This window comes from Arthrobacter sp. zg-Y1110 (genome assembly GCF_025244865.1).
Lineage (GTDB): Bacteria > Actinomycetota > Actinomycetes > Actinomycetales > Micrococcaceae > Arthrobacter_B.
Map to the genome: position 1 here is coordinate 1,359,793 of NZ_CP104272.1, position 22,269 is coordinate 1,382,061.

Genomic DNA, 22,269 nt, shown 5'->3' on the forward strand with positions numbered 1-22,269 from the left:
GAGGAGGAAGCCGGGCCTAGACGGCCGCGCCGTCGTCATCCTCATCGCGGTGCTGGGGTAGCCGGAAAAGCAGATAGGCCGCGGAGCCCGCAAACACGGCGATGGTGCCGAGGATGACCGGCAGCGGCGCGCTGCGCCAGAACATGGCGAACACCAGGAGCAGGAGCGGTCCGGCCAGCGTGCCCAGCCAGCTGAGCACCACCAGCGGTTCCCCGGTGCCAAGCGGCGGCGGTTCGGGCGGCACAAACCCGCCGTCGTCCTCATCCTCGTCCTCGGCCGTATAGTCCCGGGGCCCCGCCGATGCCAACGGCTGGTTCTCGAAGATGGCGCGGGTCCGTTCGGCCGGCGTCGGTGCCGCCGGATCGCGGGGCGGGGTGGCTTCTCCCGGTTCCCCGCCGCCGTGCGGGGCAGCGGCATCCGGGGCGCCGGCGGAACGGTCCGGTTCCGGACGTACCGGATCGCTGGCGTCCATATGTTCAAGGCGGGCCACCAGGTCCAGCCAGACTTCTTCGTCGGTGGACTCGTTATGTTCCGGCTCGCGTTCGCTCATGCCCGCACCCCGGAACTGACGCGGTGGATGAATTCAGCGGAGCGGTCAAAGATCAGCGGCGCATCGTGGTCCATGGTGGCAACGTGGTAGCTGTTCTCAAGCGGCACCACCTCGAGCTCTGCGTTAAGGAGCCGGCGGCGGAGCAGTTCCATGCTGGATTCCGGCACCACAGCGTCCACCCGTGAACGGAATGCCAGCACGGGCGCCGTAACGTCGGGCAGGGCGGCGGCAGTGTTCCGGAAGAGCCTGCCAAGCTGGTGCACCGAGCCGACCGGCGTCCGCGGGTACGCACCCTCATCCTGTCCTTTGAGCCGGATGTCGTTGCCAATGGCAGGAACGGATCTCAGGAAGTACTTCAGCAGGCCGGAATAGCGCGCCCGGGGGTCGGCGAACGTCAGGCCGGGGTTAACGACGACGACGCCGGCCACCGGCTGCCGGGCCGCAAGCCGCAGCGCCAACGTGCCGCCCATGGAAAGGCCTGCCGATACAACACAGTCCGTCCGCTCACGCAGGTCCCGATAGGCGCTCTCGTAGTCCTCGTACCAGCGCTGCCACGGCGTCTGTGCCAATTCCTGCCAGCTGGTGCCGTGGCCGGACAGCAGCGGAAGGCTCACGGCGTAGCCGCGGTCCGCCAGGTGGCGTGCCCAAGCCGCAAGGCTCACCGGGGATCCGGTGAATCCGTGGCTGAGAAGCACGCCAACGCCCGCGTTGGGTCCGTGCCCCTCAGAGTGGAAGGCATCAGCGCCGGGGAGGGAAGTCATGTGTCTATGGTTGCATTAGAGGGGACTTTTTGGACCCTGCACGGGGGAAACTCCCGGGAACCCCGGTACGCGCCAAATTCACCAGCAGGGATAAGCGCGCATACAGTAGAGTCTGGGGAACCAAACGGGTCCCCCGTTATTGTCTTGTCCGGACAGGAGATCAAGCCGCGTGTTCTATTGGGTGATGAAGACTATATTCATCGGGCCGGTGGTAAATCTTCTCTTCAGGCCTTGGGTCAAGGGAATGGATAACATCCCCGAATCCGGGCCTGCCGTCCTGGTGAGCAATCACCTTTCGTTCTCCGATTCGATCTTCCTTCCACTGGCCGTACCCCGGCCGGTGAGCTTTCTCGCGAAGAGCGATTACTTCAACGGCAAAGGCATCAAGGGCAAGCTCACTGCAACCTTCTTCCGGCTCGCGAACCAGCTGCCGATGGACCGCTCGGGCGGAGCGGCGTCCGCTTCCTCCCTCAAGGCAGGCGTCGATGTCCTGGAAAACGGCGGCCTGCTGGGTATTTACCCGGAAGGCACCCGCAGCCCGGACGGGCGGCTGTACCGCGGCAAGACCGGTGTAGCCAAGCTGGTGCTCTCTACCGGCGTTCCCGTCATCCCCGTTGCGATGATCGGAACCGACAAGGTCCAGCCCATCGGCCGGCGGATTCCCAATATCCGTCGGATCGGCATCATCGTAGGTGAACCGCTGGACTTCTCGCGGTACGCCGGGCTGGAAAATGACCGCTTTATCCAGCGCTCCGTGACCGACGAGATCATGTATGAACTCATGCGTCTTTCCGGCCAGGAATACGTGGATGTATATGCCAGCACCGTCAAGGAAAAGATGGCCGCTAAGAAGGGCGTCAAGGCCGCACAGGCACGCAGCGCGGCTGTCCGCCTTTCCACCGGATCCGATTCCGGTGCAGTACCCCCGGCCGGCGGATCGGAACTGCCTGCCGAAGCAGGCGACAAACTGCCCGGCGCCGTGACCGTCATCGGTTCGAGCGCGGCGAAGGGCATCCGCAAATCCCCGAAACCGGCTGCAGCCGAAGCCGACGACGCCGCGGGCGAAGCCGGAAACAAGCGGCGCCTGAAGTTCCGTGGCCGGAAGTCCGGTGCCAATGGAGCCCGCGCTGCCCGGACGGACGCTGCGGAAACCAGCGGTGCCGAATCCAGCGGTGCCGAATCCAGCGGTGCCCGATCCGATGACCGCGACGCAGACCCGCGCTCCCATACTGCCTAGCTACCCCTCGGAGGCTGGCTGGAGCGTGCCTGTGTTGCGTGCTCCGGCGGCGTTTGTGACGGCGTTGTTCGCTCCAGCCGGGCAACTAGTAGGATTTAAGCCGTGACTGACACCCCCGTACACCGCGAGTCCATTCCGACCATGCTCTCGGGCGCGGCGGCCACTTCCGCGACCCACCCCGAGTTGGACAACTGGCGTTCCCTGCCGATCTCCCAGCAGCCGACGTGGCGGGACGATCCGGGGTATGACGCGGCCATCGCCGAACTGTCGATGGTGCCGCCGCTGGTTTTCGCCGGCGAAGTGGATGTCCTCCGCAGCCGGCTGGCCGAGGCCGCCCAGGGCCGTGCCTTCCTCCTGCAGGGCGGCGACTGCGCCGAGACGTTCGAAGCGGCCACCGCGGACAAGATCAGCGCCCGCGTCCGGACGCTGCTGCAGATGGCAGTGGTCCTCACCTACGGTGCGTCCGTTCCGGTGATCAAGATGGGCCGGATGGCCGGTCAGTTTGCCAAGCCGCGCTCCTCCAACGAGGAAACCCGTGACGGCGTGACGTTGCCCGCGTACCGCGGCGACATGGTCAACGGCTACGACTTCACGCCCGAATCGCGTCGGCACAACCCGGCGCGGATGGTGCGCGCCTACCATACCTCCGCGTCCACGCTGAACCTGATCCGCGCCTTCACGCAGGGCGGTTTCGCCGATCTCCGGCTGGTGCACCACTGGAACAAGGGCTTTACCTCCAATCCGGCGCACTCCCGCTATGAATCCCTGGCCCGGGAAATCGACCGCGCCGTACGCTTCATGGAGGCCTGCGGCGCGGACTTCGAAGCCCTGAAGCGAGTCGAGTTCTTCGCCAGCCATGAGGCGCTGCTCCTGGACTACGAACGGGCCCTGACCCGGGTGGACTCCCGAACCGGCCAGCCGTACGACACCTCCGGTCACTTCCTGTGGATTGGAGAGCGCACCCGTGATCTGGATTCCGCGCATGTGGACTTCCTGTCCCGGGTGCGTAACCCCATCGGCGTGAAGCTCGGCCCGAAAACGAGCGCCGAAGACGCCTTGGCCCTGATCGACAAGCTGGATCCGAACCGGGAACCCGGGCGGCTGACGTTCATCACCCGGATGGGTGCCCGCAACATCCGCGAGAAGCTTCCCGCCCTGGTGGAGAAGGTGACCGCCTCGGGCGCCCAGGTTCTCTGGGTAACGGACCCCATGCACGGCAACACCGTCACCTCGCCCAATGGCTACAAGACCCGCAACTTCGACGATGTGATGGACGAGGTGCGCGGCTTCTTCGAAGTGCACGATTCCCTGGGGACCTTCCCCGGCGGCCTGCACGTGGAGATGACGGGCGACGACGTCGCGGAGTGCCTGGGCGGTGCGGACCCCATTGACCAGGAAGCGTTCGTTGAGGGCTACGAATCCGTCTGCGACCCCCGGCTGAACCATATGCAGTCCCTGGAGATGGCCTTCCTGGTTGCAGGTGCCCTTTCCCGCAGGAGCTGACAGGCGTAGGGTCGCCCCGGGGCTACACCACCTTCAGGATGACGGTGGAGCCTTCGGGTGCGGTACCTGCGCCCGGTTCCTGGTCCCGGACCAGGCCTAGCAATCCGCCCAGGAGGTTCTCCACCTCAACGGTGAACCCGCGGCTTTCCAAGTCGGCCCGCGCGGTCTCGGCGCGCTGCCCCACATAGTTCGGAACCTCAACCATCCGCGGACCGAGGGAGATGGTCAGCGTGACGGTGGATCCCCGCTCCAGCAGCCCGGATGCCGGCGTCTGGGCAACGACTGCGCCCGCCGGGACGGAAGGGCTGTTCACTTTTTCCGGAGCGACGGCAGCCGTGAGGCCGGCGTCTTCAATGGCTTGCACCGCAGCGTCCTCGCCCAGCCCGGTGACTGCGGGGACCTCAACGGGCGCCGGTCCCTTTGAGACCGTGACGTCCACCGGAGCCCCCAGCCGCAGCAGGGTGTCCGGCAACGGCTGCTGGCTGATGATGCTGCCCGCTTCTATGCTTTCGCTGTACTCCTCTGTGACTGCGCCGAGCGTGAGCTCGTCCGCTTCAAGGTCTGTCCGGGCGGCGTCCAGCGTGCGCTGGAGAACGTTGGGCACGGAAAACAGCTGCGGTCCCTTGGAGACGAGCAGCGTCACCGGCTGGAAGCGGCGGATTTCCCGGGCGGCGCCGGGATCCGTGCCGACGGCGAGCCCTGCGGCTACCACTTCGTCGAACACCTCATCGGTGGTGTAGTTCAGGCCGGCGTCGACCAGCTGTGTGCCGGCTTCCTCGACGGAAGCGTTGCTCACGTCCGGTACGGAGACCAGGGCGCCGGGTCCGGCACCGAAGAACCAACCGGCAAAGGCAACCGCCGCGAGCAGTACAGTCAGCAGCACGGCCAGCAGGATGCCCCGGCGGCGCGGCTTTCCGCTGCGAAGGGATACCTGCGGGCGGTGGGCTTCACGGTCGTTTAGCCGTTGCCGGTCGCGTTCATCCCGCTGGGCTCTGCGCCGACGCGCGTTCGGGCTGAGGCCGGCTTCGTCGTCTGTGGCATAGTCGTCGTCCGGGCCCTCGGCGTCGTATCCGTCCCCGTGGTCCGCACCGTCATCGCCTGCACCGCGGCTGCCGGCAGGAAATACCGTGGTGGCGTTGTCGTTTCGGTGGATGACCTCGGTGTGGTTCCCGCGGGGATCGCCGGGGCCTAAGGCGGCGGACGTGTCCATGACGCTCGTGGCGGCACCGGCGGCAGTAAGGACCTCCGTGGCGCCGGACAACGCTTCGGTGGGCGTGCCGGCGTCGGACGGTCGGCTGCCCGGCCCCGGAGCGCACCGGAAGTCAAGCTCCGCGTCGCTGAGGGAGGTGCGGATGTGCCGCAGTTCGCCCAGCAGGGCGCGGCCGTTGACGGGGCGTTCCTCGGGGTCCTTTGCGGTGCACCAGCGGACAAGCTCGTCCAGGTCCTGGGCCAGTCCCGGGCACAGATCCGAAGGGGCGGGAACGGAGGAGTGGACATGCGCGAAGGCCACCTGGATGGGTGAATCTCCCGTGAAGGGCTGCCGGCCAGTGAGCATCTCATAGAGCATGATGCCGGCTGAATAGACGTCACTGCGTTCGTCGGCACCGCCCGCCGTAACCAGTTCGGGTGCGAGGTAGGCGACGGTGCCCACCAGTGTTCCGGTGTTGGTGCTGGTGGACACGGCACGGGCCAGTCCGAAGTCAGCAATCTTGATCCTGCCGTTGTCCGCGAGGAGCACGTTCTCCGGCTTGACGTCGCGGTGGACCAGTCCGGCGTCGTGCGCAGCAGCCAGCCCTTCAACCACCGCATCCATCAGGGCCAGCGCCAGGCGCGGCGAGAGGGGTCCGCGCTCGTCGAGCAGCCCGCGCAACGTCCGTCCGGGCACATACTCCATCACGAGGTAAGCCAGGCTGTCGGTGATGCCCTGGTCCAGGACGCCCACCACGTGGGGGTGGGAAAGCCGTGCAGCCGATTTGGCTTCGCTTTCGAAACGCCTAAGGAAGCCGCGGTCCGCGGCCAGGTGCGGGTACAGCACCTTGAGGGCCACATCGCGGTCCAGGCGGCGGTCGGTGGCCAGGTAAACACTGGACATTCCGCCGCGCGCCACCAGGGACCTGACGAAGTAACGGTCGTCGACCAGCGTCTCAACGAGGGAGTCTTTCACGGGCTCATGCACCCTTCGATCCTAATGGCGGTACGCGGAAGGGTCCGGATCGACACCCGATCCGGACCCTTTCGATGCACTCCTGGACTGCCTTACTGGAAGGACGCCCGGCGGGCAAGCACGGAACTGACATAGTTGCGGGTATCCGCGAACATGCCGTGCGTGGTCACCGAGTACTGGCCCTGGTAGTAGGACGCGATTGCGGTTTCCAGGCTGTCGCTGCTGCGGATCAAAGCGCTGATGATCGCGACGCCGGCCGTGGCATTGTCATACGGATCCAGCAGGTTCAGCTGCCGTCCTACCAGCTGCGAAGCCCATTCCCCGGAGGAAGGAATAACCTGCATGGTGCCGATGGCGTTGGCCGGGGAGACCGCCCGCTGGTCGAAGCCGGATTCCTGGAGGGCAAATGCCTGTGCCAGGGCCGGGTCGACGCCCATCTGTGCTGCCGTATCGGCCACGATCTGCTGCATCTGCGCCCGGCTGGGAACGGGCATTGAGTTGAGGGTCTGCTTGTTGAGGTTGGCGTCGGCGACAGTGTGCTCGGGGTAGGTGTAGTGCAGGAAGGTATTGGGAACCAGATCCGTGGGTGCGGCTGCCACGGGTGCGGAGGCAGTGACGCTGACGGTGCTGCCGTCGACGGTGATCTTCTGGCCCGGGCGGATCACCGAGGTCTGCGACAGGCCGTTGGAGGCCATGATGCCGGAGAGGCTGACGCCGTGCTTGGCAGCGATTGCGCTGAGGGTATCCCCGGCGGCAACCGTGTACGAGCTGCCGTTGCCGGGGGCCGGCTGGGCGCCGGTAGGTGCCGTGGGAGCGGCCGGCGCTGCGGAGGGTGCCTGGCCGTCGATGCGGATCGACTGGCCCGGGTAGATGACGGAGGTGAGGGTCAGGCCGTTCGCGGCGAGGATGCTGGAGAGGCTGACGCCGTGCTTTCCGGCAATGGCGCTCAAAGTATCGCCGGAGACCACCGTATAAGTGCCTTCGCCGGCAGCCGAAGCGGCAGCGGGAGCAGCGGGTGCGGATGCCCCGCCAAGGCGGAGGTCGTCGCCTGCGAAGATCAACGAGGACGGCTGCAGGTTGTTCACGCGCAGCAGTTCCGTCACGGACAGTCCGTACTGTGCGGCAATTGAACTGACCGTGTCGCCGGAAACGATCCGGTGCGTGGCAGGAACAGCCGACTCTGCCGGCAGCGTCGCGGGAACCTGGGTGGCCAGCTGCGAGGCGGTAACGCCGGTGGCAGCCCCGGTGTTCAGGTTCTTGATGGCCTGCAGGGGGAGCTGGGGAAACAGGGTGTTCTGGGGTGCGGCGGGGGCAGCGGCAGCCGGCTCGGCAAGAGCCAGGGCGGACATCATCACTGCAGGAATGGCGGCGGTCGTCACGGCAACACTCAGTTTGCGCGGTATTCCTGTAGCAACGGGACGCGCCTCTGGCGTTCCCGTGGTGGACTGAGCGTTCATATGGTGATGTTTCCTCATCTGTGTTGGCCGCGGCCTTTACCGCAAATCCTTGGATTAAAAACAAGTAATGGAACGGGTGTTACCACTGTTCTTTATGTGACTAGTGGTGTGCTAGTTACGCATGTGATTACAGGTACTAATGTGAATTTACACTAACCAGAGTCCGGCACAATACCCGAGTAGTGCTTTTTGTGTTTCAGTTCAGTCGCCAAACGGCAAAGTGGCCCGGGCGACCCCGGACGTGGCACCCTTGAAGGGTGAATGAACTCGAGGAACTTGTTTCCGACTGGCTGACCCTGCCCGATGTGGCTGAACAACTCGATCTCCCTATTAACAAGGTGCATAGCCTGCTGGAGGAGCGCGCCCTGCTGGCTGTGCGCCTCGGCGACCGGAAGATCCGCAGCATCCCGGCTGCCTTTATCGCTGACGGCGCCGTGCTGGACAGCCTGAAGGGCACCATTTCGGTGCTCAATGACGCAGGCTTCCACGACGACGAAATGATCCGCTGGCTCTTCACGGCCGACGACACGCTGCCTGGCCGTCCCGTGGACGCGCTCCGCGAAGGGCGCAAGACGGAGATCCGCCGCCGTGCACAGGCCTTGGGCTGGTAGCAACGCCTCACGCAGCGCCTGAATCACGCAGCACCTTAATAAGGAGCTGCCAGTCTCCGGACTGGCAGCTCCTTATTCGTTTGGGATCCTTCTCTTGTTCGTGCCGGCTCCCTAGGAGCTGCGCCGAACGGCTGAGTGGGCCAACGCGTCAAGGGCGGCCCGGGGTACGCCGTCAAGGGGGAGTGCGGCCAGTGCGGAAAACGCTGTTTCCGTATGCCTGGAGATGAGCTCCTCCGTCGCGGCCAGTGCCCCGGTATCGACGATGATTCCGCGGAGCAGGGCCACGCCGTCGTCGTCCAGCCCCGGATCCCCGAGCCGCGCCGTGATCTCTTTCCGGGCGCTCTCGCTTCCGCTGGACAGGGCGTAGGCAATCAGGACCGTGCGTTTACCCTCACGGAGGTCGTCTCCTGCCGGTTTTCCCGTGGTCCGGGGATCTCCGAACACACCCAGTACGTCGTCCCGCAGCTGGAATGCTTCGCCCAAGGGCAGGGAGAAGCGGGAATAGCCTGCCAGGATCTCTTCGCCGGCACCGGCCAGGGCGCCGCCGAGGGTGAGGGGATGCTCCGTGGTGTACTTCGCTGCCTTGTAGCGCAGGATATTCAACGCCCGGACGACGGCGTGCTCGGGGTCGTGGCCGGGACCGACAACCTCTTCGAGGATGTCAAGGTACTGCCCGGCCATGACCTCAGTGCGCATGCGGTTGAAGATGCGCCGGGCTTCGGTGCCGTGCGCCGCGCGCGGACCCACGGCGGAAAACATTTCCTCGCTGAGGGACAGGCAAAGATCACCGGCAAGGATTCCGGCCGATGAACCGAAATGGAATCCGTCCAGGTGCCAGTTGGCGTCCGCGTGCGCCATCGAGAAGGTGCGGTGAACGCTCGGGCCGCCCCGGCGGGTATCGGACCGGTCAATGATGTCATCGTGGATCAATGCGGCACTCTGGAACAGTTCCAGTGCGACGCCGGCCCGGACGGCTTCGGGATGCAGGGGAGTTCCTCCGGCGCCGCGCCATCCCCAGTAAGCAAGGAGGGCCCGCAGCCGCTTCCCTCCACGGGCAAGGTTGTGTACTGCGTCCAGGAGGGGAAGCGCCTCGAGGGAAACCTCGGCAAGCACCGAGTGCTGGACTGCCAGGAAATCCTCGAGTTCCGTGCCCAACAGGTCTCGGTATGCGGCCTGCTCCTGCTGTGCGGATTCGGCCGGGGTAGCGGACACCGTTATTTCACCGTTTCTGCGAGGACCGTGGCGCCGACAGTCACCGTCGCCGGGCCGCCCTCCTTGGTAATCGCGGTGATGTTGACCGTTTCGGGCTCACTGGTGCCGGTGCGGACGTAGTCGCGCGAGGATGGGGAACCGGTGGCCGCTTCGGCCGCAGTGAAACCCTGCGCAACCAGCTTGGCATCGTAGAAGGCGAGGATGTCGGCTGCGGGAGCATCCGAGGACTCCACTAATACGGCGGTGAGCGTGCCGTTGGCCCGGTCCACGCTGCTCGAAAGCAGCTCCGCGCCATCCATCACCGGAATGAGATCGGACGGGAACCCGTCCGCGAGGGCAACGGCAGACGCCGTAGGTGTCGGGGTGGGGGATGCAGCCTGCGTGTCGGACGGGGAATCTCCGTCCGCTGCGGTGCCGGTGGAGCATCCGGCTGCCGCCAGGATCAGGGCCGCGGCAGAGAGCATCGTGAGCGTCTTTTTCATCGGGTTCCGCTTCGGTGGGGGTCAGGGTCCTGCCACCCAGTCTAGGCGAACCGAAAACCGCTCCAGGGAAGGTGGTTAGGGCGCCGAAAAGAAGCGATGAAGCAGGAAAGGCAGGAATGGGGGCGCGGCTGGCTACGATGATGGAGTGAGCAATGGTCCCGACGCCGGCAGCGGCAACCGCGACTGCACCATAATGCACGTGGACATGGACGCTTTTTATGTTTCCGTGGAGCTGCTCAAACGGCCCGACCTGATTGGCAGGCCGGTCATCGTAGGCGGCCTCGGGGGTCGGTCCGTCGTCCTGTCCGCATCCTATGAGGCGAGGCGTTACGGTGTCCGTTCTGCCATGCCGATGGCCGTTGCCCGCCGGCAGTGCCCGCAGGCAGTGGTCCTGGAGCCGCACCAGGAGGTCTACCGGACCTTCTCCGCCCAGCTGATGCAGATCTTCGAATCCATTACTCCGCTGGTGGAACAGCTCAGCGTCGACGAGGCCTTCCTTGATATCGCAGGAGCCATGCGCAGGCTCGGGCCGCCCCGCGCGATCGGTGAGCATATCCGTGAGCGTGTTGCTGCCGAACTGGGCATGACCGCCAGTGTCGGCATTGCCGCCACCAAGTTCGTGGCCAAGATCGCTTCCACCCGATGCAAACCCAACGGACTGCTGCTGGTACCAAAGGAGCAGACGGTGGACTTCCTCCACACTTTGGACGTTTCTGCGTTGTGGGGAGTAGGGGCCAAGACCCGCGAGGTGCTGGCCCGCGTCGGCATTGCCACGGTGGCGGATGTGGCCAATACTCCGCCGACTGTGCTCCGCCGGCTGCTCGGGGCCGTGGGGGACCACGTGTATGAATTGTCCTGGGGGCGGGATGGCCGGGCTGTAACACCCGTACGGCGCGAAAAGAGCATCGGCGCCGAGGAGACCTTCGCGTCCGACGTCAGCGACGACGACGTGCTGCACACGGAGCTGCTTCGGCTCGCGCACCGCAGTGCTGTCCGCCTGCGGGCCGCCGGACTCCAGTGCAGGTCGGTTTCCCTGAAGCTGCGTTATGCGGACTTCACGACGCTGACCCGCACCCGCACCCTCCCCGAGCCGGTGGGCAGCGCCCAGATGATCTACGAGACGGCCAAAGGGCTGCTGACCGCCCTGGGGCCGCGGCCGCAAAGCGTCCGGCTGATAGGGCTGCGGGCCGAACAACTTGAATCCGCAGAAGGTGCTGCCATGCAGCTGACCCTGGACGGACGGGAGGACAGTTGGCGTTCGGCAGAGGACGCGCTGGATCGGATCAACCGGCGGTTCGGCGAACTGGGCGTTGTTCCTGCCCGGCTTATCGCTCCGTCTCCCCGGAAGCCTCCGGCGGAACCGGACCGGTTCGAGGACTGAACGCCCCGGGTCGCTCTGCCCGGAGCCGGACCGGCTTTGCGTCGGGGCTGGTTTCCTACCCGGTGGAATACGTGGACCGGCCGCTTTCGTGCGGACCGGTTGCCACCTATCCTTGGACTAAGTGCAAAGCAGCAGCGAGCCTGCGCGGGAACATCCGTCGCCACACGTTCGTTGGTTGGTTTACAGGGGCAGGACCGGACGGCAAGGAGGCAGCAATGGCACTGTCGGAACACGAGCAGCGCTTGCTGGATCAACTGGAGCAGCAATTACACGCAGAAGATCCAAAATTCGCGAACTCAATGGCGACGTCCGCGGGCCGTGGGATCTCGACCAGGCGGATAGTCCTCGGCGCATTGCTGGCTGTGGTGGGCTTGGGTGTGCTGCTTCTGGGAATTACGGAAGCGGGCATCCTGGTCGGTGTACTGGGGTTCCTCATCATGGGGGCAGGCGTGTACTACGCAACCACCCGGGGACGGAAGAATCCGCCGGCGGCAACGGACGGGCGCAAGGAGCGCGAGTCCAGTACGCAGCGTGGATTCATGAATAACCTGGAAAGCAAGTGGGACGAACGCAAACGCGACCAGCCGTAGGAACACCCGCTCGGTGCCGCAGGCCCTGGACCCCGTAAGACTCCAGAACCAAAGGGTGGCAGGCAGGTAGGAAGCGCAAAAAGGACCCGTTTCGGCGGGTCCTTTTTTGTGCCCTTTTTCCTGTCCGGAACGCGTTTCCCGAGCCGATGCCGGTCGCGTAAACCCCTCCACTGCACTCCGCCCGCAAGAATCCGCTCCAACCCGCGGATTTTGAATGCGACGCGCCCGGAATACAACGCGCCAAGGCGTTGACTGTGGAGGGAAGTGGAGTAAAGTGGGGGACATAAGAGGGTAGGGGCGGTACTCAAGGGGTTTACCCCCAATCGGACAGGGCGGTGCGGGATGTTCCTAGGAACACATTCGCCGCGTCTGGACGAGAAGGGGAGGCTGATCCTGCCGGCCAAGTTCCGCGAGGAACTGGCCGACGGCCTTGTCCTGACCAGGGGTCAGGAGCGCTGCATCTACGTCTTCAGCCAGAAGGAATTCGAACGGGTCCACGACCAGATGCGGGAAGCTCCACTTTCCTCCCGCCAGGCGCGTGACTACATTCGGGTCTTTCTCTCAGGAGCCTCTGACGAAGTTCCAGACAAGCAGGGCCGGGTAACCATCCCGCCGGCGCTGAGGTCGTATGCAGGGCTCGGACGCGAACTGGTCGTCATCGGCGCCGGTACGCGGGCAGAGATCTGGGATGCAACCGCTTGGCAGAACTATCTGGCAGAACAGGAAACCGCGTTCTCGGAAACAGACGAAGACGCGATTCCAGGGATTTTCTAGCAGTACCGCCCGCTACACGGACAACCCGGGCCGGGTCTTGAATGAGATCTCCCGCCGCCCCACCGCAAGACCGTCTGGCTTCCCTTCCCCGGAGCCAGAAGGTGTGAAGCGGTGAGGCGCGGATGGGGGTCTGGTTTAAGAACCGGCCGCACAGCAAAAAACACTACGAATGGAAGGAAGCCTCAGATGAGCGAAGAGCGCCCCACCGAGGAACGGCATGTTCCGGTGCTGCGCGACCGCTGCATCAACCTCCTGGCTCCTTCCATCGAAAGCGCCGTAGCCGACCACGGCCGTGCCGTTGTAGTGGATGCCACCCTGGGCATGGGCGGGCACACCGAAGCCATGCTGCAGCGGTTCCCCCAGCTCCACGTGATCGGTATTGACCGGGACCGGCAGGCACTGGCGCTGGCCGGCGAGAGGCTGGAACCCTTTGCGGACCGGATTGACCTGGTCCATGCGGTCTACGACGAAATAGCAGACGTCGTTACGGACCTTGGATTCGAGGGTATCGACGGTGCGCTGTTCGATCTGGGCGTTTCCTCGCTGCAGCTCGATGAACGGGACCGCGGCTTCGCCTACTCCTACGACGCACCCCTGGATATGCGGATGGACACCACCCGCGGGCGTACCGCTGCAGACATCGTCAACACCTACGGCGAGGCCGAGCTGGTAGGCATCATCCGGAAATGGGGCGAGGAGAAGTTCGCGGGCCGAATCGCCTCGGCCATTGTTGCTGCACGTGCTTCGAAGCCCTTCACCACCACCGGCGAGCTTGTCGAAGCGATCCGCGGGGTTGTCCCGGCGGCAGCTGCGCGAACCGGCGGGCATCCTGCCAAGCGAACGTTCCAAGCGCTGCGCATCGAAGTGAACGAGGAGCTCGATGTCCTCGAGCGGGCCATTCCGGCATCGTTGTCGGTGCTGAACATGGGTGGACGCGTGGTCGTGATGTCCTACCACTCGCTTGAAGACAAGATCGTCAAGGGCGTCTTCGCCGCGGGCGCGCGGTCCTCCGCGCCCAAGGGGTTCCCGGTTGAACTTGAACAACACAAGGCCCAGCTCAAGAGGCTGACCAAGGGCACCGAGGTGCCTACGGACGAGGAAATTGCAGAAAATCCCCGTGCAGCCTCCGCAAAACTCCGTGCAGTAGAACGAATCCGCAAACCCATGGATGGGGCCAGGAAATAATGAGCGAACGTCGGCCATCGGCCCGATTCAGCACCATGGCGTCAAGCGCCGTCGTCGGCAACACGGCGCGCGCGCTTGATTGGGATGCTGCGGCGCCTGCCACCACCGTCAGGCGGCGCACCCCGCTGTCGCTGGTGCCCGCCGCCTCGCGCCGCAAACGTGCCCCGTTCGCGGTTTTCTGCTTCGCTGCCCTCGTTCTCGGACTGGCCTCGGTGCTGTTGCTGAACATCTCGGTTTCCAGCGGCCAGTACGAGCTGGTGCAGCTGCAGAGCCAGAAGGCCGAGCTGGCCCAGCGCAACGAAGCGCTGACCCAGAAGATCGAAAACCATCAGGCACCGCAGGTCCTGGCTGCTTCCGCGGCAGACCTCGGCATGGTTTCTTCGCCCAGCTTCGGCACCATTGACCTCCAGACACTTGCAGTCACCGGCAGCCCGGAGGCAGCCAAGGAAGGCGAGCCGGCCGAGCTGCTGATCGGGGCGCCGAGTGTCCTGACCCAGCCGATCACCCCCGCACCCTCCGTGGTTCCGGCAGAACCGCAGGAATCGGTCCGGGCACTTGAGGAGCGGGAGGAAGCAGCGGCAAGCGAAGCAGCGGCCGCCGCAGCAGCGGAAGAGGCCGCCCGGATTCCGGAAGCGGATCCGGCCCAGCCCTCGGACGTCGTCCCTGAAGGCGAATTGAACGGCGGAACCATCCCTGCCCCCGTGCAGCGAAGCGGAAACTGATCCAAGCGAAGCAGTCATCAAAACTTAGGCATGAACGAGGACACGTTGTGGCACAAAAATCCGGCCCGGACAACCACAGGGTGGCCATCGTTACCGGACGGCTGCGCGCCGGACTGATCCTTGCCCTGGTGTTGCTGACCGTTCTCGGACTTCGGCTTTTCCACGTCCAGGCACTGGACCCGGACGGCATGGCACAGAGCGCCGTGGATAACCGGCTCGTGACGGTGACCGTGCCGGCCCTGCGCGGCAGCATCCTCGACTCCAAGGGCAATTACCTGGCCCGAAGCGTGGAGCGGTTCGACATTGTGGTGGACCAGCGCCTTTCGCAGGACATCGGCGAGGAATTCAAGCGCCGCGACGCCGAGGGGAAACTCCAGGACGTTACCTTCGACCAGGCGTTTGAGGAACTTGGAGCCATCCTCGGGCAGGATCCGGAAACCCTGCGCTCAGCACTGCTGGGGGAGAAGGGCTTCAACTTCGTCGCCAAAACCGTCACCCCCGAAGTCAAGGAAAAGGTCCTCGCCGTAAAGTTCCCGGGAATCTATGCGGACCGGACCACGCTGCGGACCTACCCCTCCGGCTCGGTGGCCGGGTCCATTGTGGGCTTCCTCGGCACCGAAGGCGCGCAGGAAGGCCTCGAGCTGACCCAGGACGAGATCCTCGCCGGCGAGGCCGGCAGCAAGACCTACGAAATCGGCGGAGACGGCATCCGCATTCCTTACGCCACCAATGAGGACGAACCCGTCCACGACGGGGAATCGATAAAGCTGAGCATTGACCAGGACCTTCAGTGGTTTGCCCAGCAGACCATTGCGGCGCAGGTGAATGAATACGACGCCGAGTGGGGCAACATCGTGGTCATGGAGGCCGATACCGCCCGGGTGATCGCGCTGGCGGAATCCACCACTGTGGACCCCAACAACCCCGGTGCGACCCCGGCGGAGTCGCGCAAGGCGAGGTCCGTCACGGACTTCTTCGAGCCCGGTTCCACCACCAAGGTCATCACCATGGCCGCCGCCATCGAAGAAGGCATCACCACCCCCGAAACGCGGCTGGAGATCGAACCCACCTACACCGTCGACGGCCAGACCTTCAAGGACGCCGTCCCGCACGGGACCGTCCAGATGACCGTAGCGGGTGTGCTGGCCAAGTCCATGAACACCGGAACGGTGATGGTCGGACAGCAGCTGACGCCGCAGCAGCGGTACGACTGGCTGCGGAAGTTCGGGATCGGCCAACCGCTGAACGTTGGACTCAACGGGGAAACCGCAGGCCTGCTGCCGGAACCCGACGCCTGGGACGGACGCCAGCAGTACACCGTGCTGTTCGGACAGGGCCTGACGCAGACAGCGCTGCACACGGCAAGTGTCTTCCAGACGATTGCCAATGACGGCGTCCGCGTCCAGCCGAGCATCATCGACTCCGTCATCAAGGAAGACGGTACGGAGCAGCCCATCGAAAAGGAACCGGGTACGCGGGTTGTCTCCGAGGACACCGCGGAGCAGGTCCAGCACATGATGGAAACGGTCACCAAAGACGGCTCCGGCAAGACCGGCGAGTTGAAGCAGTACCGGGTCGGTTCCAAGACGGGAACGGCTGAAGCCCCCGGGCCGAACGGCGGCTATTCAGGCTCGACCCTCTCTTATGCTGGTATTGCACCCATGGATGATCCGAAGTACGTGGTTGTGGTGACCCTCCAGCGGCCCCAGGGCGACCTCTACTACATCATTCCGGGCCAGTCCTTCCAGAAGGTCATGGAACAGGCGCTGGTGAGCAACAACGTGCCGCCTTCCACGGGTGAACCCGAGACTTACCCCATTGAGTACTAATTCCTGGAGCATTGAAGTGCCAATAAGTGAAAATCCCCCCGCCGGATCCGGTCTCCGTCCCGGTGCCGTCGATCCGGTTACCGTGCGTGCCGCCGTGCAGGCGCTGCCTGCGCAGGTGCGGGACGTTGCACCGGCCGCAGGAACGGCGGAAGCAGCCTGGGGTACGGAGCTTTCGGGACTCACGATCAATTCCCGTGAGGTGCTCCCCGGTGACCTGTATGTGGGCATTGCCGGCGCCCGGCACCACGGCGCCAGCTTCGCAGGAGCAGCGGAAGCGGCTGGAGCGTCGGCGGTCCTGACCGACGAGGCAGGGCTGGCGCATCTTGCCGAGCTGCACATTCCGGTCTTCGTCGCCGGTGATGTCCGCCGGCTGGTCGGGCCGCTGGCCGCCGCCGTCTTCAACAGCGTTCCTTCGGACGGCCCCCGCCCCACCCTGTTCGGCATCACGGGCACCAACGGCAAAACCACCACTTCCTACTTCGTGAATTCGCTCCTGCAGGCGCTCGGGCGTACCACCGGGCTGATCGGCACGATCGAGATCCTCGCCGGCGGGGAAGCCATTCCCAGCGTCCTGACCACGCCCGAATCACCGCAGGTGCACGGGCTGCTGGCCTTGATGCGCGAGCGGGGCCTGGACGCCGCCACCATGGAGGTCTCTTCCCATGCGATCACCTACCGCCGCGTTGACGGTGTCCGCTTCGACGTCGCCGGGTTCACCAACCTCACCCAGGACCACCTGGACCTGCACGGCTCCATGGAGGAATACTTCGCTGCCAAGGCAGCACTGTTCCAGCCCGACCGCGCCCGCCGGGCCGTCGTCACGGTAGACGACGAATGGGGAGTGAAAATGGCGGCCCGGGCGGGGGTACCCGTCCTGACGCTTGCAACGGACGGCACCGGCCGCGATGCCGATTGGTTCGTCACGGACATTGAGCCCCGCGGGCTTGGACACTCCTTTACTATCCGCGGTCCGGAAGGGGAGCAGCTGCGGGCCTCCACGGCACTGCCCGGAACTTTCAACATCTCCAACGCCGCGCTGGCCACAGTGATGGTGCTGGCCTCCGGCGTTCCCGCAGAAACCGTGCAGGCAGCGCTGGACTCCTCTGATCCGTTTACCGTCGAGGTCCCCGGCCGGATGCAGCTGATCGGTGAAGAACCGGCGGCCATCGTTGATTTTGCCCACAACCCCGATGCCCTGACCCGCACCCTCGCCTCCGTTCGGCGTCCCGACGGCGAGTCACGGGTGATCATCGTCTTTGGAGCCACCGGCGAGAGGGACCAGACCAAGCGCCCGCTGATGGGGGCCATCGCGGCCCGCCTTGCCGACGTCGTCGTCGTCACCGACGATGACCCGCACGGCGAAGACGCCGCCGCCATCCGCGCGGACGTCCTGCGCGGTGCCGAGGGCGCACGGACCGGGGAAGACCTGGCGTGTGTCATTGAGGAAGTCGCGCCCCGTGCAGCTGCCATCGACCGTGCCGTTGAACTGGCGCGTCCGCAGGACACCGTGCTGGTGGCCGGGCGCGGCCACGAAGTGTGGCAGGAAGTCATGGGGGAGAACCTTGCCCTGGATGACCGGGTGGAACTGCGCCGGGCTTTGACAAGATACGGATTCAGTGCCCTTTCGAGCGACGGGGTAGAGTCCTAAATCGTCATGATTGAACTTAATGCAGCCGAAATAGCGGCAATTACAGGCGGCGAGCTGATCGGCCCGGCCGCACAGACGCCGGGTCTTGTCGTGACTTCCGCCACCACGGATTCGCGCGACGCCGTACAGGGCTCGCTCTTCATCGCCAAGCCCGGCGAGAACTCGGACGGCCACCTGTTCGTGGGCGCCGCTTTTGCCCGCGGCGCCATGCTGGCGCTTCTCGAACGGCCGGTGGCCGACGACGCCGGAGCGCTCTACCCGGGCGTGATGGTTCCCGACGTCGTCCTGGCCATGGGCACCCTTGCCGCGGAAATTGTCCGCCGGCTCCGGGCGCACGGCGAACTGACCGTCATCGGCATCACCGGATCAGCCGGTAAGACCACCACCAAGGACCTGCTGGCCGGTGTGCTGAGCGAGTCCGGTCCCACCGTCGCTCCGGTAGGTTCCTACAACGGCGAAGTCGGCCTTCCGCTGACCGTGTTCACTGCCGGCTACGGAACCCGCTACCTCGTGATGGAAATGGGTGCCACCCGCATCGGCAACATCCGTTACCTGGCGGAGATGGTGAAGCCGGATATCGGCGTCGTCCTCTTCGTGGGTTCCGCGCACGCCGGTGAGTTCGGCGGCGTGGACAACATTGCCGTCGCCAAGGGAGAGCTCGTCGAAGCGCTGCCCGCCGGCGGGACCGCCATCCTGAACGCCGACGACATCCGCGTTGCGGCGATGGCTGATCGCACCGACGCACCGGTCCTCTACTTCACCTCCTCGCCGGAGGAAGCGCACGGTGCCAAGAACGCCGTCCGTGCCCTGCATGCACGCACCGACGCCGAGGGCAGGCCCGTCTTTACGCTGCTGCTGCCCGACGGCAGCCGGCACGAAATCCGGTCCGGCCTCATCGGCGCCCACCACACGGCGAACCTGCTGGCGGCCGCTGCCGCAGCCTACGCAGCGGGCATTCCGGGCGAGCAGATTGCCGCAGGGCTCTCCGGCCGCGCGGCGGCCAGCCGCTGGCGCATGGAGCGCACCGACCGCGCCGACGGCGTCACAGTGATCAACGACGCGTACAACGCGAACCCGGAATCCATGCGTGCGGCCCTGCGCACCCTGGCCGAACTCGGCCGGGAACGGCGCACCTGGGCTGTCCTGGGCGAAATGCTGGAGCTGGGCGAGGATGCCGTCACCGAACACGACGCCATCGGCCGCTACGCCGTCCGGCTCAATATTTCCAAACTCATTGTCGTGGGCACCGGTGCCCGCGCCATGCACACCGGCGCGGTCATGGAGGGCTCCTGGGGGGAGGAATCCACCTTCGTGGAGACGGTGGAGGACGCCGAGCGCATCCTTGCCGAATCCCTCGCGCCCGGAGACCTTGTCCTGTTCAAATCCTCCAACGGGGCGGCCCTGCGCTTCCTCGGCGATCGGATAGCCTTGACCCCTGTACCACCGTCCGCAGCAACTGATCCGGCGACCGCGCCGGCGCGCACCGAAGGGACCGGAGGAGAGAACCTGTGATCTCCCTGCTTGTAGGGTCTTCGCTGGCTCTGGTCTTCGCCTTTGCCGGAACACCCCTGTTCATCCGTTTCCTGGTGCGGAAAGGGTACGGCCAGTTCGTCCGCGACGACGGCCCCACCTCCCACCACACCAAGCGCGGCACCCCCACCATGGGCGGCGCCGTCATCGTGGCGTCGGTGGTGGCTGCGTACTTCCTTACCCACCTCATCAGCGGCATGCTGGGCTTCGGCTCCTTCAGCCCGACGGCGTCCGGACTGCTGGTCCTGCTGCTCACCGTGGGCATGGGCATGGTCGGCTTCATTGACGACTACACCAAGATTTCCAAGCAGCGCAGCCTCGGCCTGAACGCCAAGGCAAAGATCATCCTGCAGGCAGTCGTCGGCATCACCTTTGCCGTGCTCGCCCTGCAGTTCCCCAATGAGCAGGGGAGGACGCCGGCGTCGACCGCGGTCTCCTTCATCCGGGACACAAACTTCGACCTTGCCTTCGCGGGAACGGTGATCGGCGCGATCCTGTTCGTGATCTGGTCCCTGGTCATCATCACCGGCACCACCAACGGCGTGAACCTCGCCGACGGCCTCGACGGCCTGGCTGCCGGTGCCTCCGTGCTGGTGTTCGGCGCCTACTTCCTGATCGGGATCTGGCAGTACAACCAGAGCTGCGGTACACCGGGCGCAGAAGGCGTCTGCTACGAAGTCCGCGACCCGATGGATCTTGCCCTGCTGGCCGGAGCCATGGCGGGTGCCCTCATCGGTTTCCTCTGGTGGAACACCTCGCCCGCGAAGATCTTCATGGGCGACACCGGCTCGCTGGCGATCGGCGGCGCCATTGCGGCCTTCGCCATCCTCTCGCGGACCGAACTGCTGCTGGTGATCCTTGCCGGCCTGTTCGTGATCATCACCCTCTCCGTCATCATCCAGGTGGGCTACTTCAAGCTCAGCGGCGGCAAGCGCGTGTTCAAGATGGCTCCGCTGCAGCACCACTTCGAGCTCAAGGGCTGGGCCGAGGTCACCGTGGTGGTCCGGTTCTGGATCATCGCCGGCCTCTGCGTGGCCGTAGCGCTCGGAATCTTCTACGCCGAATGGGTGGTGGGACAGTGAGTGCACCCCTTGCCGAACTGACCACATGGGACGCCGACTGGAGCGGACTGCGCGTAGTCGTCACCGGCATCGGCCTCTCCGGCTTCTCCGCAGCGGACACCCTGATCGAACTCGGCGCCCGGGTTGTCGTGGTGGATGCCAGGGACACCGAGGAGAACCGCGCCAAGGCGGACACCCTTCGGATTGTCGGCGCCGCGGACATCCTGCTCGGCGCCGACGCGGTAGCCGGGCTTCCCGAGGTCGACGGGGCTGCCCCTGACCTCGTGGTGACCTCACCGGGCTTCCGCCCCACCCACCCGGTGCTGGCCGCAGCCGCCGCAGCGGACATTCCCGTCTGGGGCGACGTCGAGCTGGCCTGGCGGGTGCGTATCCGCGAAGGCCGCAAGACCGCCCAGTGGCTGGCCATCACCGGCACCAACGGCAAGACCACCACGGTCTCGATGACCGAAAGCATGCTCCGGGCCGCCGGACTGCGCGCCATCGCGGCCGGCAACGTCGGAACTCCGATCCTGGATGCGATCCGGGATCCGGAAGGCTATGACGCCATTGCCGTGGAACTCTCCAGCTTCCAGCTGCACTGGACACACTCCATGTCCCCGCTGGCCAGCGTCTGCCTGAACATCGCCGAAGACCACGTGGACTGGCACGGCTCCTATGAGGCCTACCTCGCCGACAAGGCAAAGATCTACGAAAACACGCAGGTCGCCTGCATCTACAACGCCGAGCAGTACGAGACCGAGCACATGGTCGAGGAAGCCGACGTCGTGGAAGGCTGCCGTGCGGTCGGCTTCACCACCTCGGTGCCGGCGGTCAGCATGGTCGGAGTGGTCGAAGGACTGCTGGTGGACCGGGCCTTCATTGAACAGCGCAAGGACTCCGCGGCGGAGCTTGCCGCCATGGCCGACCTGGGGGAGTACGCTCCCCGGCACATGGTGGCCAATGCCCTGGCCGCGGCTGCGCTGGTGCGTGCCCTCGGCGTCGAACCCGCCGCGGTCCGGGACGGACTGCGCGCCTATGCACCGGGAGACCACCGGATCCAGCCGGTGGCCCGCCTTAACGACATCCTGTGGGTCAATGACTCCAAGGCGACCAATCCGCATGCCGCGGCGGCGTCGCTGGCCGCCTTCACCAGCGTTGTCTGGATTGCCGGCGGCCTGTCCAAGGGCGTTCACTACAACGACCTGGTTGCTGAGCACCGGGGCCGGCTCAAGGCAGTGGTGCTGATCGGAGCGGACACCGCGGACCTGCAGGCAGCCCTGGCACAACACGCACCCGATGTACCGGTCATCCACGCCCTTGTGGAGCAGACTGGGGAACGGCCGCTGACGGCGGCACCGGTCACCAGTGCTGAAGAGATCATGGTCAGGGCAGTCGCCGCGGCGGCTACCGTGGCCGAAGCAGGAGACACGGTGCTGATGGCGCCGGCAGCAGCTTCCATGGACCAGTTCACCTCCTATGCCCACCGCGGCGAGGCTTTCATCGAAGCCGTCGCAGGATATATGAGCGAACAGCAGGCACCGGGACAGGCACAGACTCCGAAGGAGCCCTAGA

18 protein-coding genes and 1 pseudogene are annotated in these 22,269 nt (G+C 65.5%); 13 read left to right on the forward strand and 6 right to left on the reverse strand.

The features are described from left to right. Positions 1–16: 16 nt before the first annotated feature. Together N2K99_RS06265 and N2K99_RS06270 are read right to left on the reverse strand one after the other, a co-directional pair. Positions 17–550 (reverse strand): hypothetical protein, encoded by a 534-nt coding sequence (locus N2K99_RS06265; protein ID WP_227922629.1) that lies wholly within the window; start codon positions 548–550, stop codon positions 17–19. Then, entirely contained in the window at positions 547–1,311 is a 765-nt protein-coding gene (locus tag N2K99_RS06270) for a carboxylesterase (RefSeq protein WP_227933250.1), read from the reverse strand. Before N2K99_RS06270 ends, N2K99_RS06265 begins: the two co-directional genes overlap by 4 nt. A gap of 169 nt (positions 1,312–1,480) precedes the next feature. Here N2K99_RS06270 and N2K99_RS06275 point away from each other — a divergent pair. Together N2K99_RS06275 and N2K99_RS06280 are read left to right on the forward strand one after the other, a co-directional pair. Next, positions 1,481–2,161: pseudogene (locus tag N2K99_RS06275) on the forward strand (lysophospholipid acyltransferase family protein); the annotation flags it as partial. Positions 2,162–2,689: 528 nt separating this feature from the next. Then, positions 2,690–4,051, forward strand: a complete 1,362-nt coding sequence (locus N2K99_RS06280; protein WP_227933530.1) for a class II 3-deoxy-7-phosphoheptulonate synthase — start codon at positions 2,690–2,692, stop codon at positions 4,049–4,051. 22 nt (positions 4,052–4,073) lie between these two features. Here N2K99_RS06280 and N2K99_RS06285 read toward each other — a convergent pair whose 3' ends face one another. Both N2K99_RS06285 and N2K99_RS06290 read right to left on the reverse strand, forming a co-directional pair. Next, positions 4,074–6,215, reverse strand: a complete 2,142-nt coding sequence (locus N2K99_RS06285; RefSeq protein ID WP_227922625.1) for a Stk1 family PASTA domain-containing Ser/Thr kinase — start codon at positions 6,213–6,215, stop codon at positions 4,074–4,076. A gap of 92 nt (positions 6,216–6,307) precedes the next feature. Beyond that, positions 6,308–7,594, reverse strand: coding sequence for a lytic transglycosylase domain-containing protein (locus tag N2K99_RS06290; RefSeq protein ID WP_227933251.1), 1,287 nt, complete (start codon positions 7,592–7,594; stop codon positions 6,308–6,310). Positions 7,595–7,929: 335 nt separating this feature from the next. Here N2K99_RS06290 and N2K99_RS06295 point away from each other — a divergent pair, with 335 nt between their 5' ends. Then, the gene (locus N2K99_RS06295; protein WP_227922624.1) at positions 7,930–8,283 is read left to right on the forward strand and encodes an Rv2175c family DNA-binding protein; all 354 of its coding nucleotides are present in this window, start codon (positions 7,930–7,932) and stop codon (positions 8,281–8,283) included. A gap of 111 nt (positions 8,284–8,394) precedes the next feature. Here N2K99_RS06295 and N2K99_RS06300 read toward each other — a convergent pair whose 3' ends face one another. Beyond that, positions 8,395–9,495, reverse strand: a complete 1,101-nt coding sequence (locus N2K99_RS06300; RefSeq protein WP_227933252.1) for a polyprenyl synthetase family protein — start codon at positions 9,493–9,495, stop codon at positions 8,395–8,397. A gap of 2 nt (positions 9,496–9,497) precedes the next feature. Next, positions 9,498–9,977: a hypothetical protein gene (locus N2K99_RS06305; RefSeq protein ID WP_227922619.1), complete on the reverse strand. Its 480-nt coding sequence runs from the start codon at positions 9,975–9,977 to the stop codon at positions 9,498–9,500. A 193-nt stretch (positions 9,978–10,170) separates the two neighbouring features. Here N2K99_RS06305 and dinB point away from each other — a divergent pair, with 193 nt between their 5' ends. The 10 genes from dinB to murD all read left to right on the forward strand — a co-directional run bounded on the left by dinB (position 10,171) and on the right by murD (position 22,268). Next, on the forward strand, positions 10,171–11,358 hold the full coding sequence (gene dinB / locus N2K99_RS06310; protein ID WP_227922808.1) for a DNA polymerase IV: 1,188 nt from the start codon (positions 10,171–10,173) through the stop codon (positions 11,356–11,358). A gap of 215 nt (positions 11,359–11,573) precedes the next feature. Continuing rightward, the gene (locus N2K99_RS06315; RefSeq protein WP_227933253.1) at positions 11,574–11,948 is read left to right on the forward strand and encodes a DUF3040 domain-containing protein; all 375 of its coding nucleotides are present in this window, start codon (positions 11,574–11,576) and stop codon (positions 11,946–11,948) included. Positions 11,949–12,290: 342 nt separating this feature from the next. Next, positions 12,291–12,722 carry a division/cell wall cluster transcriptional repressor MraZ gene (gene mraZ, locus N2K99_RS06320; protein WP_227922615.1) on the forward strand — a complete coding sequence of 144 codons (432 nt, stop codon included), beginning with the start codon at positions 12,291–12,293 and terminating at the stop codon, positions 12,720–12,722. Positions 12,723–12,908: 186 nt separating this feature from the next. Next, positions 12,909–13,907, forward strand: a complete 999-nt coding sequence (gene rsmH / locus N2K99_RS06325; RefSeq protein ID WP_227922613.1) for a 16S rRNA (cytosine(1402)-N(4))-methyltransferase RsmH — start codon at positions 12,909–12,911, stop codon at positions 13,905–13,907. Then, positions 13,907–14,629 carry a hypothetical protein gene (locus N2K99_RS06330; RefSeq protein WP_227933254.1) on the forward strand — a complete coding sequence of 241 codons (723 nt, stop codon included), beginning with the start codon at positions 13,907–13,909 and terminating at the stop codon, positions 14,627–14,629. Before rsmH ends, N2K99_RS06330 begins: the two co-directional genes overlap by 1 nt. Before the next feature lie 47 nt (positions 14,630–14,676). After that, entirely contained in the window at positions 14,677–16,458 is a 1,782-nt protein-coding gene (locus tag N2K99_RS06335; protein WP_227922609.1) for a penicillin-binding protein 2, read from the forward strand. Beyond that, positions 16,448–18,106 (forward strand): UDP-N-acetylmuramoyl-L-alanyl-D-glutamate--2,6-diaminopimelate ligase, encoded by a 1,659-nt coding sequence (locus tag N2K99_RS06340; RefSeq protein ID WP_227933255.1) that lies wholly within the window; start codon positions 16,448–16,450, stop codon positions 18,104–18,106. The genes N2K99_RS06335 and N2K99_RS06340 overlap by 11 nt, the downstream gene beginning before the upstream one ends. Positions 18,107–18,112: 6 nt before the next feature. Continuing rightward, positions 18,113–19,618, forward strand: coding sequence for a UDP-N-acetylmuramoyl-tripeptide--D-alanyl-D-alanine ligase (gene murF, locus N2K99_RS06345; RefSeq protein ID WP_227933256.1), 1,506 nt, complete (start codon positions 18,113–18,115; stop codon positions 19,616–19,618). Continuing rightward, positions 19,615–20,718, forward strand: a complete 1,104-nt coding sequence (mraY, locus tag N2K99_RS06350) for a phospho-N-acetylmuramoyl-pentapeptide-transferase (protein ID WP_227922603.1) — start codon at positions 19,615–19,617, stop codon at positions 20,716–20,718. Before murF ends, mraY begins: the two co-directional genes overlap by 4 nt. After that, on the forward strand, positions 20,700–22,268 hold the full coding sequence (murD, locus tag N2K99_RS06355) for a UDP-N-acetylmuramoyl-L-alanine--D-glutamate ligase (protein ID WP_227933257.1): 1,569 nt from the start codon (positions 20,700–20,702) through the stop codon (positions 22,266–22,268). Before mraY ends, murD begins: the two co-directional genes overlap by 19 nt. Position 22,269 lies beyond the last annotated feature (1 nt).

Bases quoted from the DNA above. Each gene is read 5' to 3' on its own strand.
- murF (WP_227933256.1), top strand. From the start codon at position 18,113: ATGATTGAACTTAATGCAGCCGAAATAGCGGCAATTACAGGCGGCGAG.
- N2K99_RS06265 (WP_227922629.1), bottom strand. From the start codon at position 550: ATGAGCGAACGCGAGCCGGAACATAACGAGTCCACCGACGAAGAAGTC.
- dinB (WP_227922808.1), top strand. From the start codon at position 10,171: ATGCACGTGGACATGGACGCTTTTTATGTTTCCGTGGAGCTGCTCAAA.
- N2K99_RS06305 (WP_227922619.1), bottom strand. From the start codon at position 9,977: ATGAAAAAGACGCTCACGATGCTCTCTGCCGCGGCCCTGATCCTGGCG.
- murD (WP_227933257.1), top strand. From the start codon at position 20,700: ATGGGTGGTGGGACAGTGAGTGCACCCCTTGCCGAACTGACCACATGG.
- rsmH (WP_227922613.1), top strand. From the start codon at position 12,909: ATGAGCGAAGAGCGCCCCACCGAGGAACGGCATGTTCCGGTGCTGCGC.
- N2K99_RS06330 (WP_227933254.1), top strand. From the start codon at position 13,907: ATGAGCGAACGTCGGCCATCGGCCCGATTCAGCACCATGGCGTCAAGC.
- N2K99_RS06315 (WP_227933253.1), top strand. From the start codon at position 11,574: ATGGCACTGTCGGAACACGAGCAGCGCTTGCTGGATCAACTGGAGCAG.
- N2K99_RS06270 (WP_227933250.1), bottom strand. From the start codon at position 1,311: ATGACTTCCCTCCCCGGCGCTGATGCCTTCCACTCTGAGGGGCACGGA.
- mraZ (WP_227922615.1), top strand. From the start codon at position 12,291: ATGTTCCTAGGAACACATTCGCCGCGTCTGGACGAGAAGGGGAGGCTG.
- N2K99_RS06280 (WP_227933530.1), top strand. From the start codon at position 2,690: ATGCTCTCGGGCGCGGCGGCCACTTCCGCGACCCACCCCGAGTTGGAC.